The sequence below is a fragment of the Stenotrophomonas sp. SRS1 genome (assembly GCF_026130205.1).
GTDB classification, from domain to species: Bacteria; Pseudomonadota; Gammaproteobacteria; order Xanthomonadales; family Xanthomonadaceae; genus Stenotrophomonas; species Stenotrophomonas rhizophila_B.
In genome coordinates this window covers 48,504-64,921 of sequence record NZ_JAINFD010000003.1, presented here as the reverse complement: position 1 = coordinate 64,921, position 16,418 = coordinate 48,504, and the positions used below count along the sequence as shown (strand labels likewise).

Below are 16,418 nucleotides of genomic sequence, written 5' to 3'. Positions count from 1 at the left end.
GGACAGGTAAAATTGCCGGGATTCCGTTTCCCGCCCTGAGCCCTCCATGACCTGCCGCACCCGTTTTGCCCCCAGTCCCACCGGCTACCTGCACATTGGTGGCGCCCGCACGGCGCTGTACTGCTGGCTGGAGGCCCGTCACCGTGGCGGCGAATTCGTGCTGCGCATCGAAGACACCGACCGCGAGCGCAGCACCCAGGGCGCGATCGACGCGATCCTGGAGGCGATGGAGTGGCTGGGCCTGGGCTATGACGAAGGCCCGATCTACCAGACCCAGCGCGTGGCCCGTTACCTGGAAGTGGCCGAGCAGCTGGTCGCGCAGGGCAAGGCGTACTACGCCTACGAGACCAGGGAAGAACTGGACGCGATGCGCGAGGCCGCCATGGCCAAGCAGGAAAAGCCGCGTTACAACGGCGCCGCGCGTGACCTGGGCCTGCCGTACAAGGACGACCCGAACCGCGTGATCCGTTTCAAGAATCCGCTCGAGGGCACGGTCGTGTTCGACGACCTGATCAAGGGCCGCATCGAGATCGCCAACAGCGAGCTGGATGACATGGTGATCTTCCGCCCGGATGGTTTCCCCACCTACAACTTCGCGGTGGTGGTGGACGATTGGGACATGCGCATCAGCGAGGTCATCCGCGGCGACGACCACATCAACAACACCCCGCGCCAGATCAATCTGTACGAGGGCATCGGCGCCCCCGTGCCTAAGTTCGGCCATATGCCGATGATCCTGGACGAGCAGGGCGCCAAGCTGTCCAAGCGCACCGGCGCGGCCGACGTGATGCAGTACAAGGACGCCGGCTACCTGCCCGACGCGCTGCTGAGCTATCTGGCCCGCCTGGGCTGGTCGCATGGCGACCAGGAGCTGTTCAGCCGCCAGGAGCTGATCGATCTGTTCGATGTGACCCACTGCAACTCCAAGGCCGCGCGCCTGGATATGGCCAAGCTGGGCTGGGTCAACCAGCACTTCCTGAAGACTGAAGCGCCGGCCGACATCGCCCCGCACCTGGTCTACCAGCTGAACAAGCTGGGCCTGGATCTGAACGCCGGTCCTGCGCCGGCGGACGTGGTGGTGGCGCTGCGCGATCGTGTGCAGACGCTGAAGGAAATGGCCGAGAAGGCGGTGGTCTGGTACCAGCCGTTGACCGAGTACGACGAAGCCGCCGTGGCCAAGCACTTCAAGCCGGGCGCGGAACTGGCGCTGGGCAAGGCCCGCGAGCTGTTGGGCGCGGCCGGGGAATGGACGGTGGAGAGCGTCTCGGCGGCACTGCACGACGTGGCCACGGCGCTGGAGATCGGCATGGGCAAGGTGGCGCAGCCGCTGCGCGTGGCCATCACCGGCACCCAGGTCAGCCCGGACATCTCGCAGACCGTGTTCCTGGCCGGGCGTGAAGAGGCCTTGAAACGCATCGAGGTCGCACTCACTAAAGTACCGACTGCCTGACCACAGGAGACCGCGCATGTCCGCAAAGACCGCTTGTACCGCTCCGCACCATCACGTTCACGACGCCTCCGACTTCGTGAAGGTGGTCGAACGCGTGTGCTCGGAACGCGGGCTGCGGCTGACGCCGATCCGCGCGAACGTACTGCGCCTGATCGCCGAGGCCGGCAAGCCGGTCAAGGCGTATGAGTTGCTGGAGTGGGTGCGCAACGGCAAGGGCGTCGGTGCCGACGCTCCGCCGACGGTATACCGCGCGTTGGATTTCCTGATGGCCAACGGCTTCGTGCACAAGCTGGAATCGGTGAATGCGTTCGTGGCGTGCCACCATCCGAGCAGTGCGCAGCATTCGGTGCCGTTCCTGATCTGCAACAGCTGCCACAGCGCGGTGGAGCTGGAGGACAAGGAGATTGTCAGCCAGCTGGAGAAGCGGGCGAAGGAGCTGGGGTTCCAGCCGCAGGCGCAGACGCTGGAAGTGCATGGCCTGTGCGCGCGCTGTGCGGGGTAGGTACCGACCGTTGGTCGGTACGCTGTTGATGTTGAAAAGCCGCGCATCTGCGCGGCTTTTTCGTTTCTGCTGCGAAAGCAGCCACTCTGTTTCCCGCTGCGGAAGCGAGCCGGGCAACCTGGAGCGGGACGCGCCGTAAACCCATCCTTGGGGGCTCGTGAGCGGCATCCATGCCGCTCCAACGGTCCCGTTCCAGGCTGCCCAACTCGCTTCCCTATGGTTTCGGACTGGGGTGGGGAAAGGCGTTGGCCTTCTGCGCGCGGGCGCGTTACGGCTTCGCACCGGCCGGCTCGTGCCCTTCGGCGGCGGTATCCACCTTGACGATCACCGACATGCCCGGACGCAGACGCGGTGCCAGCGGCTGATCGGGATCGATGGCGATGCGGATCGGCAGGCGCTGGACGACCTTGGTGAAGTTGCCACTGGCGTTGTCCGGACGCAGGACACTGAATTCGGATCCGGTCGCTGGGGCGATCTGTTCGATGTGGCCGTGCAGCTTCTGGCCATCGAAGGCATCCACGGAGAAGGTGGCCGGTTGCCCGATGCGCATCTTCCAGGTCTGGCCTTCCTTGAAGTTGGCGACCACCCACAAGGCATCGGGCACCAGGAACAGCAGCTGCGAACCGGCGGTGACGTATTGGCCCAGGCGCACCGAGGCTTCGCTGACCTGACCGTCGCGCGGCGCCTGGATCACTGTGTTGGCGAGGTCGATCGTCGCCAGTTCCAGCTGGGCCTGGGCGGTCTCGACGCGGGCTTCCAGACCTTTGCGGGCGACCTGGGTGGAGGTCAGGGTTTCCTCGGCGATGCGGATCTGGGCCTGCGACTGCAGCACGCTGGCCTGCGCCGATTGCGTGGTGGTGCGGAACTTGTCGCGGTCGTTGAGGGCGACCAGTTGCTGGTCGGCGAGTTCTTCGTAGCGCTTGAGTTCGGTACGCGAGCGCGAGAGCTCGGCCTGGCCAGCAGACAGGTTGGCCTGCGCGGCCTGGATCTGCGCGCGGTTCTGCGCCTGGGATTGGTCGGAGTTGGCCAGCGCGGCCTTGGCGCTGTCCAGGTCGGCTTCGGCCTGGACGACCTTCTCGCGGTAGATGCGGTCGTCGATGCGCAGCAGCGGTTCGCCTTGTTTGACGTGCTGGAAGTCCTTGACCAGCACCTCGGTGACATAGCCGCTGACCTGCGGGGCGAGCACGGTGATCTGGCCGCGCACGTAGGCGTTGTCGGTGGTCACCCGGGACGTCTCGAACGGCCACAGGGACCACGCGCGCAGGATCAGCGCGATGCCGATCAGGGCGATCACTATCATGATGATCACGGCACGCAGGCTCGGCTTGAGGTACTTGGGCGCGCCAGACGGTGCAGCGGCCGGTGCCGGCGCAGGGGCGGGCGCGGCGTCCGTCGGCGGCGGTGGATTGACGTTTACCGGGGCGGTATCGTCGTGCGGGGGTTGGGTCGACATGGGCGGGCTCATCGGGGCGCGACGCTGCCAGGCGTCGGCGCGGAAAGGGGAGATGTCGGCGCGTGGCGTTTGCGCCACTGCTTGAGCACGGCGGTGCGCACCGCCAGCAGCAGCAACCAGCCAAGGAAGACCAGCGCGACGCGGCCGCTGAGCGCGAACACGTCATTGAACGCGCGCACGTTGGCTTCGCGACGGGTGATCTGCGCCAGTTGCGCGGTGCCCTGCGCGCTGCGCTGCACCGGGTCGGTGATCAGCCTGGCGTAGAGCTGCTGTTGCTGTTTCAGGCGTTGGGCGACCACGGTGTCCGCGGGATCCAGCTGGCTCACCAGCGCGCCGGAGTACACCTGCTCGCGGTGCAGTTGATAGGTGCCCAGCACGGCCGAGCCAGCCAGCCCGCCCAGGGTCTGGGTGATGGAGAGCGTGACCAGGAAGGTGATCATGTGGTCCACGCCCTGCTTCAAGGCTTGGGTGATGCCGAGCATGATCAGCGGCCCCATGAACATGCCGGCGCCGACGGACGCCAGGAACTGGCTGGCAAAGAAATCGTGCGGGCGATCCAGGCTGGTGCGGCTCTGGTCGAGCAGGGCCGCGCTGCCCAGCAGCAGGATGGCCATCAGCAGCTGCGGAATGAGCCGTTTCGGCCCGAAGGTCAGCGAGCTGGCAGCGATGCCGGTGATGACGCCGGCCAGGATCACCGCGAACAACGGGCGCATCTGGTCCGGGCCCATCCCGAGCGCGCGCATCAGGCCGACCACGCCATAGGACTGCTCGGTGGTCAGGAAGCGGATCAGGAACGCACCGATGATGAAGTGGATCACCGGCAGGCTGGCAAGCCAGCGCGTCTGCAGCAACGGGTTGCGGCGGTAGTGCTCGATGATGAAGGCGGTGGTGGACAGCGCGATCGAGGCGACCAGTGCCCAGCCCAGCCACGGCGTATCCAGCCACCAGCGGGTGTAGCCCTGCGCGAGGACGACGACCAGCAGGCCGACGGCTGGGGCGAGCAGCGCGAAGGTGAGGAAATCCATCGGTTCGAACGCCTTGATCTGCGCACCCGGCGGCAGCTTCAACACCACCACGGCGGCAAACGCACACAGCGCGAGTCCCGCTTCGAACAGATACAGGTTGTGCCACTGCCCGGTGTCCACCAGCCCGGGCGAGACCAGCCACGCGATCGGTACCGCAAGCTGTGAGATGCCCACACCGATCACCAGCAGGTTGCCGGTGTACTTGCGCGGCAACGACTGCAGCATGTACAGCGTGCCCAGGGTGGTGCAGGCTGCGCCGGCGAATCCGCTGGCCGCGCGCATCAACACGGTCGTTTCAAAGGTGCCGACGAACAGATGCAGCACCGCCAGTGCGGCATACAGGCCCAGGCCGATCTCGGCGAACAGGCGGATGCCGTATTGCTGACGGAACTTGAAGGCGAGCAGGTTGGCGGTGACGTTGACCATGGCATACGCGGCCACCAGCCAGCTGCCCTGCGCCGGGGTGAGCCCGAGCTGGCCCTGCAGGAACGGCAGGTTGGCGCTGACCAGGGCATTGCCCAGGCCGCCGGTGATGCCGACCAGCAGCGCCACCAGTGCATACGCAAGGCGACGGTGCGGCGGATGCCACGGCATCGACGCCGAGCCCGGCAGGGTCGGTTTTTCGTGCTCCTCCCAGTCCGGAACCGGCTTGAGGTACTGCGGCATCATCCCTCCCCGTCGGCAGGCCCCCGCAATCCGCCACGCAGCAATTGCAGGGCGCGCGTGGCCAACTGGGCGCGTTCGTCACGCGTTTTGCCACGCAGCGCGGCTCCCAGCATGCCTGAGATCAGTGAAATGTCCGTCGTTTCCAGATCGGGGCGGCACAGGCCGGCGGCGACCGCACGGGCGATCGGTTCGCGCAGCAGTTCGAAGATGGTTTCGCGCGCGGCCCGGATCGGGATCTGATCCGGATCGACCGCGCGCCAGTAGTCCGACAGCGCCGGCGACTGCACGATCCGGTTGGCCATCCCTTCCAGCACCTCGAACAGTGCGTCGTCGCGGTCGCCGAGGGTCTGCACCTGGCGGGCGATGCGGTTGACGGTGCGCTGGAGCAGCGCCTCGACCAGTGCGGTGCGGTCAGGGAAGTTGCGGTAGAGGGTGGCGCGCCCGACCTGGGCGCGCTCGACCACCAGGTCCAGCGGGGCGGTAACACCATGCTGGCCGAAGACCGCATCGGCAGCGTCGAGAATCTGGGCGCGGCGGGCGGCTGCGTCGGCACGTTGGGTAGGCATGCGCCATCATCGGACAGAACTGTCCGGGGCGGAAGGGGATCTGTCGCTTACCGCGCGCCTTGGTTGGCGCGCGCTTGGCAATGTGGACGGCAGGTGAGCTCAGCGCTGGGCGGGCACGCCGTGACAGCCGCCCATCCGGGCTTCACGGATCGGCAGGTTGATCAGTGCGGCAAGGACGGCCAGGCCCATGTCGGCGTACCACATCCACAGGTAGTTGCCGGTGTGCGCCAAGGCGAGACCGCCGAGCCAGGCGCCGAAAAAGCCGCCCAGCTGGTGCGAGAGCAGGGTCAGGCCGAACAGGGTGCCGAGGTAGCGGGGGCCGAAGAGCTTGCCGACCAGGCCGGCGGTGGGCGGAACGGTCGCCAGCCAGGTGAAGCCGAGCGCGGCGGAGAACACGTAGAAGGTGAGCGGGGTGGGCGGCGCAACGAGGTAGACGCCGATCATCACGGCCCGGCTGGCGTACATCCAGAACAGCAGGTACTTCATGCGGTAGCGCTGACCGAGCGCGCCGACGATCAGGCTGCCGGCGACGTTGAACAGACCGATCAGGGCGATGGAGGACGAGGCGACGGTGGGCGAGAGCCCGCACAGCGCGATTTCGCCGGGGAGGTGGGTGACCAGGAAGGCGATGTGCAGGCCACAGGTGAAGAAGCCCAGATGCAGGTACCAGTAGCTGCGATCGCGTGCGGCGATGCGCAGCTGTGCGGGCAGACCGCCGTCATCGGTGGCGCCCGCGACAGGCGCATGGTCGCCGGCACGACGTCGCAGTGGCCAGGCCAAGGGCACCGAGAGCAGGGTGATGACGGCCATCGTGATCATGGCGCGGGCCCAGCCGGCGGTGCCGATGATCCATTGGACCAGTGGCGCGAACACGAACTGGCCCAGCGAGCCGCCCGCGTTGATGAGGCCGGCCGCGAATGAGCGTTTTTCGGCCGGCAGGCGGTGGGCGGTCGCGCCGATCAGCACGGAAAAACTGCCGGCACCGGCACCGGCGGCCATCAGCAGACCGAGGGTGAACGTCATGCCGAGCGGGCTGGTCAGCAGCGGTGCGAGCAGCAGCCCGGCGGCCAGCAGCAGGGCACCGAAGATGAGCACGGGCAACGCGCCGCGCTGATCGGCGACGGCCCCGAACACGGGTTGCACCGCGCCCCAGACGAATTGGCCGATGGCCAGCGCAAAGCTGATCTCGACGATGCTCACGCCGGTGCCGCGGTGGATCGGGTCGACGTAGAGGCCGGAGGTCTGGCGCACGCCCATCGTGACCATGAGGATGGCGGAGGCGGCGACCAGCAGGCCCAAGTGCATGGTGGGGGCGCGGGCAGCGGTGGTGGATGTGCTCATGCGTCGGCTCCGGCAGGCAGGGCGTGGTCGAGTTGGTCGAGCAGGGCGTTGAGCCGGGCGGTCGGGGTGGGGCCGAAAGTAGTTTCTACCTCATGTTGCGCGCGTTGCCAGAGTGGGCGTGCGCGGCGCAGGCAGGCCTTGCCGGCAGGGGTGATGACGATCAGGCGTTGCCGCGCGTCATCACCGCGGCGTTGTTCAAGCCAGCCGGCGGCGAGCAGCGGTTTGAGGTTGCGGGTGAGCGTGGTGCGGTCCATGCCGAGCGCCTCTGCAAGCTCGCCCAGCTGCCGCGGTGCGGGGGCGCGACGCAGGATGGAGTAAGCGTTGAGGCTGAGCCCGGCGGGGGCGAGGTGGGTGTCATAGATCTGCGAGAGCCGGCGTGCCGCGCGACGCAGACGGAAGCAGGTGCAGGGGCTCTGGGTCAGCGGGTCCATGGGCGTGTGCCGGGGTGGGTGGCTGGATGATACGTGCATATGCACGTAGTTGGTCAAGCACAAAAAAAGGGGGCCTTTCGGCCCCCTCGGGTCAAGCAACCACCCAGTCAATCGATCAGAAGTACGCGCGGATCCCGAATGCCACGCCGCGGCCCGGCAGCGGGGAGTAGTCGCGCAGCAGGGAGGTGTGCGGGCGGACCTCGCGGTTGGTCAGGTTGCTGCCGTCCAGGAAGACTTCGTAGCTGTTGCTGTCGGTCCGGTCCCAGCGGTAGGCGAAGTGGGCATCGACCAGGGTGTAGCCGTTGCTCGGCTCCTCGTTCTGGGCGACGTCCTTCTGGTTGCTGTAGCGCACGGCACCGACCGAGGCGCGCCAGCCATCCTTGGACCAGCGCAGGTCCGCGCCGACACGGCCCGGGGCGATGCGCGGGAGGTAGCCGGTGTTGGCCAGATCCACGGTGTAGTTGTGGTTATGATCACCGTGCGGGACGGCGATGTCGACGCTGCGGCTGCCGCTGCCATCCAGTTCGGCTTTGACGTAATCACCGAACACGCGCAGGTCCCAATCGCCAGCGTTGCCTTCGAAGAGATGGAACAGTGCTTCGGCTTCAGCCCCCTTGAAGGTGGCGTCCTGCTGGGTCCACAGGCGGACCGGCAGCGATTCGACCACGCCGGTGTCGGCCAGGTAGATGAAGTCCTTGAACCTGGTCTGGTAGATCGAGGCGGAGAAGTCGACGCGGTCGCTGTGGGTGTGGATGCCCAGTTCGACGCGCTGGCCGCGTTCGGTCTTCAGGTTCGCATCACCGATTTCCAGCGAGCGGGTGGCAATGTGCGCGCCCGCGGCGTAGAGCTCTTCGTTGGTCGGGGCGCGCTCGGAGCTGTCGATGCCGAAGCGCAGGTCGACGGCGTCGTTGAGCGTCCAGATGCCGGCGGCGGAGAGGTTGGTGGCGTCGAACCTGCGGGCGCGGTAATCACCGGTCGGGTCCAGCTTGACCTGGTCATGGCGGCCGCCGAGCTCCAGCTTGAACGGGCCGAACTGCTTTTCCTGCAGCACGAACAGGCCGATGTTCTTCGTCGCGGTATCCGGCACGAACGCTTCCTCGCCCTTGGCGCCGAAGTCGCTGTTGCCGAACTGCAGGCCGAAGGCGCCGTCCCAGCCACCGATCTGTTCCTGCACGGCTTCCAGGCGACCTTCGATGCCACGGTTGGTGAAGCGCGTGGCCGGCGTGCCGGCTTCGAGTTCGGTGTGCTCGTAGTCGGTGTAAGCGGTACGCAGGCTGATGTTCTTCAGGAACGAGGTCGGCTGGTAGATGCCGCCCTTGGCTTCGAAGCGGTTCTGCACCATGTCGATGCGGACGTCATGCTCGTCGCCCTCTTCTTCGTCGCCATGGTCGTGATCGTGGTCATGATCATGGTCGTCGTCGGCATGCACGTGCGCGCCGTTGGGAATGCCGTAGTTGGTGCGGTAGGTGCTGGCGGATACACCGAAGTAGCCGTCATCGCCCAGCCAGGTGGCGCCGACGCCGCCGGCGCGGGTACGGACCGAACTGTTGTCCAGACGGCCGCGGCGCGGTTCGTCGGTGTCGCCTTCCTCATGGTCGTGGCCGCTGTGATCTTCCAGGCCATCGATCACCGCGTAGCCGGGAATGCGGTAGTCATCGCCGTTGCGGACCAGACCGTCGACATGCAGCACGACGTTGCCGCTGACACCGTCCAGGCGGAACATGCCGCTGCGCTCGTCGTTGACCGAATTGCCGCGCAGTTCGGCGCGGCCGCTGAGCGGACGGTCCGGCAGTTCGCGGGCGATGCGGCCGTCGACCACGTTCACCGCGCCGCCGATCGCGCCGCTGCCGAACAGCAGGGTGGCCGGGCCCTTCAGGACCTCGATCTGATCGGCCAGGAACGGCTCGATGCTGGTGGCATGGTCGGCGCTGACGGTGGAGGCATCCATGTTGCCCATGCCGTTGGACAGTACTGCCACACGCGGGCCTTCCTGGCCGCGGATGATCGGGCGGCCGACGCCGGGGCCGAAGAAGGTGCTCTGCACGCCGGGTAGCTTGGCCACGGTGTCGCCGAGGGTGCCGGCCTTCTGCTCGTCCAGGCGTTCACCGGCCAGCACATCCACCGGGCGCGCCAGCGATTCGGCATCGCCCTGCAGCGGCGAGGCGGTGACCTTCACGGTGGACAGTTCGGTCAGGTGACCATCGCGGTGGCTGCCGGGGGCGTCCGCCGCCATGGCCAGCGAGGGCAGCATCGCGGCGGCAAGTGCCAGGGACAGGGCGTGAGGTTTGAGCAGGAGGGAGCTGTAGCGCATAGGGCAAGGGCCTTCGGTCAATTGTTACAATATATCAATGGTGGGGCGCGCGAATCCCGTAAAGGGACGGGGAAAGGAAGTAAGAGGGGAGGCAAGGGTGCGCGTCAGGATTGATGTTATATTATTCCATAACGCTTCGCCGACCCTGCTGGAAGTCATGCCCTTGTTCCCTCGCCTCCGCCATCTGATCGATCGTTTCGGTGCCACCGGCTCATTGCTGTGCGCCGTGCACTGCGCTGTACTCCCGGTGCTGCTGGCCGCTGCGCCGTCGCTGGGGCTGTCGGTCTGGATGGGTGACGGTGTGGAGCTGGCGCTGGTGAGTTTCGTCACCCTGCTGGGCCTGTTCAGCCTGGTCTGGGGCTGGCGCCGGCATGGCGCGCTGCGCGCGCTGGGCTTCCTGATCCCGGGCCTGACCGCGTTGTGGGCGGGGCTGTTGTACGGCCCGCTGCACCACTCGGCGGTGCCGCATGCGGTGGTGATGACCCTGGGCGGTGTGCTGGTGGGCGTGGCCCATCTGGTGAATCTAAGGCTGAACCACGGCCACGTCCATGACGCCAGCTGTGCTCATTGAGAGCGCGCATGGTAGGCTTTCCGATCGTGCGCGGGGGCGCCTGAGAGGGCGGCCCCGCCGAACCCGTGTCAGTACGGGGTAATCAGATTTCGCAGCATTCAGACTAAGGAGTTACGACATGGGTAAGGGTGACCGCAAGACCGCCAAGGGCAAGCGCTTCAATGCCAGCTACGGCAATTCGCGTTCGCACGTCGTGAGCAAGGCGGCCGTGGGCGCAGCTGCGCCGGTTGCCAAGAAGACCGTGACGAAGGCGCCGGCCAAGAAGGCCGTTGCCAAGAAAGCGGTGGCCAAGGCCGGCTGATCCAGCCAGGCGGGTCATGAAAAACGCGGCGCTTGCGCCGCGTTTTTTTTTCGTCCGGGTTCCGGCCGACGCCAGCGCGTGCTCAGCGCAGCGCCGGCAGCAGCCGTTCGGCGTCGCCGTCATTGCGCGCCGCTGGAATGCCCAGCAGGCGGGTCAGCAGCGGGTAGACATCCACGTTGTCGAACGCAGGAACGGTCTGCCCCTGTTTGAACGCCGGGCCACGTGCCACGAACACCGCGCGCATGGACGGCAGCGCATTGTCATACCCGTGGGAGCCGCGATCGCCCGGCCCGCGTTTGGCGATGCGCTCGCGGGTCAGGGCATCCCAGCCTTCGTGCATCTGGCAGACGATCGGTGGAATGCGCGGGTTGCTGCCGTACTTCCAGTGTGCCGGCAGGGTCTGGCGCGTCCAGCAGTCGTACTGGGCATGCGCGCCCAGCAGGATCTGCTCGGCCTGCGCCTGCTTGCCCGGCAACGGGGCGAACCCGATCGACTGGCCGACCGATATTTCCCGGGCAATGGCCGGGTCGATCATGTCTTCGGTCGCCACCACCTGGCCGTCCGGCACGCCGGCCATGCCGTGGTCGGAGACCAGGATCACGTTGGTGGCGTCGGCCAGCCCACGTGCCTGCAGACCGTCCAGCAGACGACCGACCGCGCCGTCGGCCAGTGTCACCGCGGCGGCGTACTCGTGCGATTCCGGACCGTGATTGTGGCCGGCCTTGTCCACCTGCTCCATGTACAGCGTCACCAGTCGCGGCGCCTGCGGGCCGTGCTGGTCCAGCCAGCCCAGTACCTGGTCCACGCGATCGGGCAGGGTCACGGTCTCATCGTAGCCATGCCTCTGGCTGGGGCGGATGCCCTGGATTGCCGCTTCACTGCCCGGCCACGACCACACGGCCGTGCGCACGCCAGCCTTTTCCGCACCCACCCAGATCGGCTCACCGCCCCACCAGCGTGAATCGGCCACCGATTCGCGCACGTGCAGCTGGAATCTGCCCAGTGCGTCTTCCTGCATGCTGTTGTGGATGATGCCGTGGTGGTCCGGCCGCAGGCCGGTCACGATCGTGTAGTGGTTGGGAAATGTCAGCGAGGGATAGGAGGGCGTCATCCATTGCGCCCGCACCCCCTCGTCAACGAGCCGGCGGATGTTCGGGGTGATGCCGCGGTCGAGCATGTCCGCCCGCAGGCCGTCGATGGAGATCAGCAGCAGCTTCTGCTGCTGCGCCGGGACGCTCCGGGCTACGGTCGCAGCCGACGCGACAGGCGGGGAAGACGGTGCGGTGGCGCAGGCGGCCAGCGAGAGAGCGGCGGCAAGCGCCAGCGGAAGGCGGACGGAAATCATCGCGACATGATAGTGCGTGGCGGTGACGCGTCGAAGACAACCGACGGCATACGCTGCGCGACGCCGCACGGGTCCTGCGCATGCCGCACTACGCGAACAGCGAATCGCGCCCTGCTTCCAGCTGCAGCAGGGCGGCCTTGGTCGCCAGTCCGCCGCCGAATCCGGTGAGTGCACCACTGCTGCCGATCACGCGGTGGCAGGGCAGCACGATCGGCAGCGGATTGCGCCCGTTGGCGGCACCGACCGCGCGGCTCGCGGTGGGGTGGTCGATGTGCCGCGCCAGTGCCACGTAACTCCAGGTCTGGCCGAACGGAATATCGGCCAGCGCCTTCCACACCCGCAGCTGGAACGGCGTGCCGTGTGGGGCAAGCGGGAGATCGAAGCGCACGCGCTCACCGTGCAGGTACTCCAGCAGTTGCCCGCGTGCACCGCGCAACGCATGGGCATCGCGCTGCCAGTGCTCGCGCCCCTTCGCGTCGTAACGGTTGTTCTCGAACAGGATGTGGTGGATGCCCTGGCTGTCACCGGCCACGGTGAGCGCGCCGATCGGGCTGTCGAAGGTGTCGTAGAGCAGGGTCATGAGGTAACTCCCGAAGACGGTGTGGCCAGATGCCACAGATGCAGAACGGCGTAGGCACGCCACGGTCGCCACGGCTGCGAGCGGGCCTCGGTGGCGCGTTCGCTCAGTCGCGTATCACCACCGAGCACCTGCTGCAGTACCAGATCGCCGGCTGGGAAGGCATCGGGCAGCGCCAGTGCGCGCAGTGCCATGTAATGCGCGGTCCATGGGCCAATGCCGGGCAAGGCGACGCAGCGCGCCACGAAGCCGGCCAGCGACTGGCCGGCACGGAAATCGAGCCGGCCATCGACCACCGCCTGCGCAACCGCACGCACGGTGGCCGCGCGGGTGCGCGGCAGCCCGATGGTTTCCAGCGGTGCCTGTGCCAGCGCTTCCGGCGAGGGGAACTGGCGGTCCAGTCCTGCCGGCATGCCTTCGAGGGTGGCGCCGAAGCGATCCACCACCCGGCGCGCCAGTGTGGCGGCGGCCGCGACGCTGACCTGTTGGCCGAGCACGGCGCGCACGGCCACTTCAAACCCATCCCAGCCGCCGGGTACGCGCAGCCCGGGGCGTTGTGCGATACCCGTCGCCAGCAGTGGTTCCTGCGCCAGCGTCGCATGGACCATGCGCAGGTCGGCATCGAGATCGAAGATGCGGCGCACCCGGCGTACGATCCCCGGAATTGCACGCGGATCGACCTGGCCCAGGTGCAGCAGCAGCTCCGGGCGCCGCGGGTCGGCGGTCACGCGCAGCAGTGAGGGGTGCTCGGGCGGCCCGATCACGCGCTGGTAGCTGTCCGTGTCGATCTGCTCGATGCCGGGGATCGCGCGGCGACGCAGGAAGCTGAGCATCGCGGTGAAATCCAGTGGTGGCCGGTAGCCCAGGCGCAGGGTCAGCGCGCCCTCGGTAAGTGAGCCGCGTTGACGGCGGATCGCGGTCGGCGGCATGCCGCAGCCGTCCAGAAAGGCCGCATTGAAACGGCGCAGACTGTTGTAGCCGGAGGCCATCGCGACAGCGGTGACCGGCAATGCGGTTTCGGTCAGCAACTGCTTGGCCAGCAGCAGCCGACGGGTCGCGTGGATCTGCGCCGGCGCCGCACCGAGCCGGCCCACGAACAGGCGCTGCAGCTGGCGGGCGCTCAAGCCGACGTGCGTGGCCAGATCGGCCACCGGCTGGTCCTGCAGATAGCCATCGTGGATCAGGGCGAGCGCGCGCTGCAGGGTTTCATTGTTGAGCGCGTCCTGCGCCTCGGGCGCCAGTTCGGGGCGGCAGCGCAGGCAGGGACGAAAGCCCGCGGCCGCGGCGGCGGCTGCGGTGGGGTAGTACGTCACGTTGGACGGCTTCGGCGCCGGTGCCGGGCAGACCGGTCGGCAGTAGATGCCGGTACTGCGCACGGCAGTGAAGAACACCCCGTCAAAGCGTGCATCGCGGGCAAGGCGGGCGCTTTCGCAGGCGGCGTGGTCCAGGGGCAGGGCGGTCTCCATGGGGGCCAGTCTATGCCCGGTGAGCGGGCCTGGCTCGCCATTTTCGGACGCCAATGCCAGCCCCGGGTCGCCCGGTTCAGGACAGGTTGCCGCGCCGCGCCGGTCGCGCACTAGACTGTGCATCTGCGCTGGTTTTGCCGCGCATTCCCCCTCGCAAGGATTCCGGGTTGTCCATGTTGCTCAAGTCGTGGTGGTTGCCGTTGTTGTGTCTGGGTCTGTCCGGTTGCAGCCAGCTGGAAAACCCGGGCAATGTCACTGCCGCCGACAAGGCCGTGCGGGCACAGACCGCCGATGGCGACCACATGGTCTCGATCAACGCCGCCGATGCGCCGCCACCGCCGCCGCCCGCGCCCAAGCGCGGTGATATGAACTGGCCCGAAGCAGCCCTGGAAAACGGCAAGGCGTGGATCAGCTGCGATACCGACTATGCCGGCGACGCGGGCGATGGCGCGCCGCTGGAGGCATTGGACAGGGCCAGTATCGATGCCGCGCTGCAGCCCTGCGCCGAACGTGGCCTGCTGCGCGTGCGCTACGTGGGCAAGATCAATCCCGGCTTCTCAGAGCTGGTCGCGCGGCTGGCCGTGGTCGCCGATGCGCAGCGCATTTCCCGGCGCATCCTCGATCTGGATTCCAGCGGCGGCCAGGTCGAAGCGGCCATCGTGGCGGGGGATCGCATCGGCGAATCCAACTGGACGATCTGGGTGCGCGAAGGCTCGGTCTGCCACAGCGCCTGTGTCTTCGTGCTGGCTGCCGGCGACAACCGGTTGGTATCGGGCAAGGTCGGCATCCACCGCATGATGCGGATCAGCTCCAAGGCCACCTCGCGCGCCGAGCTCAACCGCGAACTCCACGAGGTGTACGACAACGTCAAGGATTACCTGCAGCGCAACGGCGTGGCGGTGGGTGTGGCCGATCTGATGATGACGGTGCCCAACCGGAGCCTGCGCCTGCTCACCGCCGAGGAGCTGCGTCAGTTCGGGCTGGATGGCACCAATGCCGTGCAGGACGACCTGGAACGGATCAAGCAGATGCGCAAATGCGGCGACGCGTTCGTCCGCCGCAAGGACGCGTTCCTGGTCGCTTTCGATCAGGAGTGCAAGCGCGAAGGCAGTGAACTGGAGGCCGTCAACAGCTGTGGCCAGGCACTGAAGCAGCGCTTCGGTTTTCCGGATGAAACCTGTCCGGACGAGAGCCCGCTGTCGGAGATCGATGTCTCCACGCTGCTGCCGGCTGCTACCGCGCCCGGTCAGCCGGACGCCGTGGAGCAGACGCTGGGCGATGCCCGTCCGGCACCGGTCGAGGCGGCCGAGCGCAACTGACGGAGGACTCACGCCCTTCCCGTAGACTGGAGCGCAGTTCCTTTCAGCCAACGGTGTCCTGATGCGTGTTCCGCTGCTGCTGTTGTCCGCTCTGCTGCCATTCGCCGCGCTGGCCCAGACGCCTCCGCCGCCGGCCACGCCTGCACGGGCCCCGGCGCGCTCCGCGCCCGCTGCCACACCGGTCGCCGCTCCCGCGGCACGCCCCGCATTGAGTCCGGCACAGCAGGCCCAGGTGCAGAAACAGGACGCGGAGATCACTGCCGCAGCGCTGCAGATTGCCCACTTGATCGACGCCAACCGCGCGGGTGAGGCCTGGAAAGGCGCCTCCGCAGTGGCGAAGAAATCGGTGACCGAGCAGGCCTTCGTCAGCCAGCTCACCGCTGATCGCCAGCGCCTCGGTGCGTTGGCCTCACGCGGCCAGCCCGTGGTGACCCGGGTCAAGTACGCCGCCGGGGCGACCGTGCCCGAGGGCCTGTACATCAACGTCAGCTTCCCCACGCGCTTTGCCAACAGTGCCCAGCCGGTGCGCGAACTGGTCTCCTTCCGGTTCGATGAAGACCGCATCTGGCGACTGGCTGGCTACAGCGTGCGTGCCGCCACCCCCTGATTGCCGGAGTCTTCGCTGATGAGTATCGAAATCCAGATGCTGGTGTGGTCGATGTTGCTGGGCATCGTGCATGTGTTCGCGCCGTCCACGCTGATCACCCGTGAGCGAGGGCTGGGCTGGAATGCGTCCGCACGTGACCAGCCTATGCCGGCGCCGAGTCCACTGGCCGGGCGCCTGCAGCGGGCGCAGAGCAACTTCATGGAGACCTTTCCGTTCTTCGCCGCCGCGGTGCTGGCGGTGGTGCTGACCCAGCGCCAGGATGGGATGACCGCCGTGGCCGTGCAGCTGTACTTCTGGGCGCGGTTGATCTACCTGCCGCTGTACGCGGCCGGCGTGCCTTACGTGCGCAGCCTGGTCTGGCTGGTCTCGCTGCTCGGCATCGTCATGCTGCTGTGGGCGTTGCTGTGAACCTGCGCTGGCGCGCCTGATCCAGATCAAGGACGGTGCCGGCGCTGCAGCGTTAAGCTGCAGCGGACACGCAACGGCA

Annotated in this window: 16 protein-coding genes; 7 read left to right on the top strand and 9 right to left on the bottom strand. The window is 67.5% G+C overall.

Annotation, left to right across the window (positions count from 1 at the left end; all coding sequences use genetic code 11):
• Positions 1–46 precede the first annotated feature (46 nt).
• A complete protein-coding gene (gene gltX / locus K4043_RS10980; protein WP_123728718.1) occupies positions 47–1,450 on the top strand; it encodes a glutamate--tRNA ligase in 1,404 nt (467 codons plus the stop codon).
• A 16-nt stretch (positions 1,451–1,466) separates the two neighbouring features.
• Positions 1,467–1,952: a Fur family transcriptional regulator gene (locus K4043_RS10975; RefSeq protein ID WP_019184450.1), complete on the top strand. Its 486-nt coding sequence runs from the start codon at positions 1,467–1,469 to the stop codon at positions 1,950–1,952.
• A gap of 268 nt (positions 1,953–2,220) precedes the next feature.
• On the opposite strand, the gene K4043_RS10970 is transcribed toward K4043_RS10975, so the two are convergent.
• The 6 genes from K4043_RS10970 to K4043_RS10945 all read right to left on the bottom strand — a co-directional run bounded on the left by K4043_RS10970 (position 2,221) and on the right by K4043_RS10945 (position 9,745).
• Positions 2,221–3,405: an HlyD family secretion protein gene (locus tag K4043_RS10970; protein WP_265309357.1), complete on the bottom strand. Its 1,185-nt coding sequence runs from the start codon at positions 3,403–3,405 to the stop codon at positions 2,221–2,223.
• Positions 3,406–3,413: 8 nt separating this feature from the next.
• Complete coding sequence (locus K4043_RS10965) at positions 3,414–5,099, bottom strand: MFS transporter (RefSeq protein WP_321160141.1); 1,686 nt, start codon at positions 5,097–5,099, stop codon at positions 3,414–3,416.
• The gene (locus K4043_RS10960) at positions 5,096–5,662 is read right to left on the bottom strand and encodes a TetR/AcrR family transcriptional regulator (RefSeq protein ID WP_265309355.1); all 567 of its coding nucleotides are present in this window, start codon (positions 5,660–5,662) and stop codon (positions 5,096–5,098) included. Before K4043_RS10960 ends, K4043_RS10965 begins: the two co-directional genes overlap by 4 nt.
• A 99-nt stretch (positions 5,663–5,761) precedes the next feature.
• Positions 5,762–7,003, bottom strand: a complete 1,242-nt coding sequence (locus K4043_RS10955; protein ID WP_265309354.1) for an MFS transporter — start codon at positions 7,001–7,003, stop codon at positions 5,762–5,764.
• On the bottom strand, positions 7,000–7,434 hold the full coding sequence (locus K4043_RS10950; protein ID WP_265309353.1) for a MarR family winged helix-turn-helix transcriptional regulator: 435 nt from the start codon (positions 7,432–7,434) through the stop codon (positions 7,000–7,002). The genes K4043_RS10955 and K4043_RS10950 overlap by 4 nt, the downstream gene beginning before the upstream one ends.
• Before the next feature lie 115 nt (positions 7,435–7,549).
• Positions 7,550–9,745 carry a TonB-dependent receptor gene (locus K4043_RS10945; protein ID WP_265309352.1) on the bottom strand — a complete coding sequence of 732 codons (2,196 nt, stop codon included), beginning with the start codon at positions 9,743–9,745 and terminating at the stop codon, positions 7,550–7,552.
• 157 nt (positions 9,746–9,902) lie between these two features.
• Between K4043_RS10945 and K4043_RS10940 the strand changes: the two genes are divergently transcribed.
• Complete coding sequence (locus K4043_RS10940) at positions 9,903–10,316, top strand: MerC domain-containing protein (RefSeq protein ID WP_265309351.1); 414 nt, start codon at positions 9,903–9,905, stop codon at positions 10,314–10,316.
• A gap of 118 nt (positions 10,317–10,434) precedes the next feature.
• Positions 10,435–10,617: a 30S ribosomal protein THX gene (locus K4043_RS10935; protein WP_019184443.1), complete on the top strand. Its 183-nt coding sequence runs from the start codon at positions 10,435–10,437 to the stop codon at positions 10,615–10,617.
• An 82-nt stretch (positions 10,618–10,699) separates the two neighbouring features.
• On the opposite strand, the gene K4043_RS10930 is transcribed toward K4043_RS10935, so the two are convergent.
• The 3 genes from K4043_RS10930 to K4043_RS10920 all read right to left on the bottom strand — a co-directional run bounded on the left by K4043_RS10930 (position 10,700) and on the right by K4043_RS10920 (position 14,005).
• The gene (locus K4043_RS10930; protein WP_265309350.1) at positions 10,700–11,962 is read right to left on the bottom strand and encodes an ectonucleotide pyrophosphatase/phosphodiesterase; all 1,263 of its coding nucleotides are present in this window, start codon (positions 11,960–11,962) and stop codon (positions 10,700–10,702) included.
• A gap of 88 nt (positions 11,963–12,050) precedes the next feature.
• The gene (locus K4043_RS10925; protein ID WP_265309349.1) at positions 12,051–12,542 is read right to left on the bottom strand and encodes a methylated-DNA--[protein]-cysteine S-methyltransferase; all 492 of its coding nucleotides are present in this window, start codon (positions 12,540–12,542) and stop codon (positions 12,051–12,053) included.
• A complete protein-coding gene (locus K4043_RS10920) occupies positions 12,539–14,005 on the bottom strand; it encodes a DNA-3-methyladenine glycosylase 2 (protein WP_265309348.1) in 1,467 nt (488 codons plus the stop codon). The genes K4043_RS10925 and K4043_RS10920 overlap by 4 nt, the downstream gene beginning before the upstream one ends.
• A gap of 176 nt (positions 14,006–14,181) precedes the next feature.
• Here K4043_RS10920 and K4043_RS10915 point away from each other — a divergent pair, with 176 nt between their 5' ends.
• The 3 genes from K4043_RS10915 (at position 14,182) to K4043_RS10905 (ending at position 16,339) form a co-directional block, all read left to right on the top strand.
• A complete protein-coding gene (locus K4043_RS10915; RefSeq protein ID WP_265309805.1) occupies positions 14,182–15,324 on the top strand; it encodes a hypothetical protein in 1,143 nt (380 codons plus the stop codon).
• 61 nt (positions 15,325–15,385) lie between these two features.
• Positions 15,386–15,931 (top strand): DUF4019 domain-containing protein, encoded by a 546-nt coding sequence (locus K4043_RS10910; protein ID WP_265309347.1) that lies wholly within the window; start codon positions 15,386–15,388, stop codon positions 15,929–15,931.
• Positions 15,932–15,949: 18 nt separating this feature from the next.
• Positions 15,950–16,339, top strand: a complete 390-nt coding sequence (locus K4043_RS10905; protein ID WP_123728730.1) for an MAPEG family protein — start codon at positions 15,950–15,952, stop codon at positions 16,337–16,339.
• Positions 16,340–16,418: the final 79 nt, after the last annotated feature.

Coding starts and splice junctions, on each gene's coding strand:
- K4043_RS10935 (WP_019184443.1), top strand. CDS start 10,435: ATGGGTAAGGGTGACCGCAAGACCGCCAAGGGCAAGCGCTTCAATGCC.
- K4043_RS10945 (WP_265309352.1), bottom strand. CDS start 9,745: ATGCGCTACAGCTCCCTCCTGCTCAAACCTCACGCCCTGTCCCTGGCA.
- gltX (WP_123728718.1), top strand. CDS start 47: ATGACCTGCCGCACCCGTTTTGCCCCCAGTCCCACCGGCTACCTGCAC.
- K4043_RS10930 (WP_265309350.1), bottom strand. CDS start 11,962: ATGATTTCCGTCCGCCTTCCGCTGGCGCTTGCCGCCGCTCTCTCGCTG.
- K4043_RS10955 (WP_265309354.1), bottom strand. CDS start 7,003: ATGAGCACATCCACCACCGCTGCCCGCGCCCCCACCATGCACTTGGGC.
- K4043_RS10970 (WP_265309357.1), bottom strand. CDS start 3,405: ATGTCGACCCAACCCCCGCACGACGATACCGCCCCGGTAAACGTCAAT.
- K4043_RS10920 (WP_265309348.1), bottom strand. CDS start 14,005: ATGGAGACCGCCCTGCCCCTGGACCACGCCGCCTGCGAAAGCGCCCGC.
- K4043_RS10905 (WP_123728730.1), top strand. CDS start 15,950: ATGAGTATCGAAATCCAGATGCTGGTGTGGTCGATGTTGCTGGGCATC.
- K4043_RS10925 (WP_265309349.1), bottom strand. CDS start 12,542: ATGACCCTGCTCTACGACACCTTCGACAGCCCGATCGGCGCGCTCACC.
- K4043_RS10960 (WP_265309355.1), bottom strand. CDS start 5,662: ATGCCTACCCAACGTGCCGACGCAGCCGCCCGCCGCGCCCAGATTCTC.
- K4043_RS10940 (WP_265309351.1), top strand. CDS start 9,903: ATGCCCTTGTTCCCTCGCCTCCGCCATCTGATCGATCGTTTCGGTGCC.
- K4043_RS10950 (WP_265309353.1), bottom strand. CDS start 7,434: ATGGACCCGCTGACCCAGAGCCCCTGCACCTGCTTCCGTCTGCGTCGC.
- K4043_RS10965 (WP_321160141.1), bottom strand. CDS start 5,099: ATGATGCCGCAGTACCTCAAGCCGGTTCCGGACTGGGAGGAGCACGAA.
- K4043_RS10975 (WP_019184450.1), top strand. CDS start 1,467: ATGTCCGCAAAGACCGCTTGTACCGCTCCGCACCATCACGTTCACGAC.
- K4043_RS10910 (WP_265309347.1), top strand. CDS start 15,386: ATGCGTGTTCCGCTGCTGCTGTTGTCCGCTCTGCTGCCATTCGCCGCG.